This window comes from Hydrotalea lipotrueae, assembly GCF_019249625.1.
GTDB lineage: Bacteria > Bacteroidota > Bacteroidia > Chitinophagales > Chitinophagaceae > Hydrotalea > Hydrotalea flava.
Genome location: NZ_JAESDL010000066.1, coordinates 1 through 972, shown reverse-complemented (window position 1 = coordinate 972; position 972 = coordinate 1). Strand labels below are relative to the sequence as shown.

Below are 972 nucleotides of genomic sequence, written 5' to 3'. Positions count from 1 at the left end.
TAGGATTAGGTAGAACATTTACAAATAAGAGATAGGGGGGTGAAATAACTAAATAAATTAGTAAATTGAGGTCTAAAATATATAGTTATGTTCAAAGGGGTTAATGCAATTGAGTTTGGCAAACGGTTCAAAACAAATGAAGATTGCTACAATTATCTGTTGGAGATCAAATGGGGCAAGCAGTATCAATGTAGTAAATGTGGATGCGATCAGAGTTATAAAGGCCGTACATATTACTATCGTCGTTGCCGCAGTTGTGGCTACGATGAAAGTGTTACAGCTAACACTGTTTTTCATGGAATAAAGATGCCGATACTGAAAGCCTTTCACATGGTATTCAGATTAACAGCGAAGAAAAAAGGGATGTCGACGATAGAACTGGGCAATGAGGTTGGTGTACAACAAAAAACGGCATGGTTATTTAAAAGGAAGCTACAGGCAGTAATGAAGAAGGATAAAGAAGATAAATTGAAAGGTGATGTTGAAGTAGACGAAACCCTTATTGGGGGCTATTCTACCGACAAAGGGCGAAGTACCAAAACGAAAGATGCAATGTTTGTGGCAGTTGAGATATTAGCTGATGGTCGAACAGGGAATATTGCATTACAGCCAATAGAAAGTTTTAAATCCGAAGAATTGAAGTATGCGATAAAAGATAATGTATCATCGGAAGCCCAAATAAAAACAGATGCTTATCATTCGTATAAAAAATTAGCTAAACAAATGAAAAATATTAGCATCGAATATTCTAAAAAAGGAACTGCGATGGAAGAACTGCACAAACAGATTATGCAGTTCAAAAATTGGCTGAGAGGAACACATCATCAATGTTCGAGTGAATATTTGTTTGCTTATAGTGATGAATATGAATATCGATTTAATAAAAGGAATATGCGTAAGTGGCTATTTAATGATGTAGTGGAAAGATTGATGAATCAAATTCCACATCCTTACAATTATCTAAAATCCCTT

General features: G+C 35.2%; 1 protein-coding gene. It reads left to right on the top strand.

From position 1 onward, the window contains the following. Window positions 1-87: 87 nt before the first annotated feature. On the top strand, window positions 88-972 hold an 885-nt coding region (locus JK139_RS15400), incomplete at its 3' end, for an IS1595 family transposase (protein WP_218332179.1).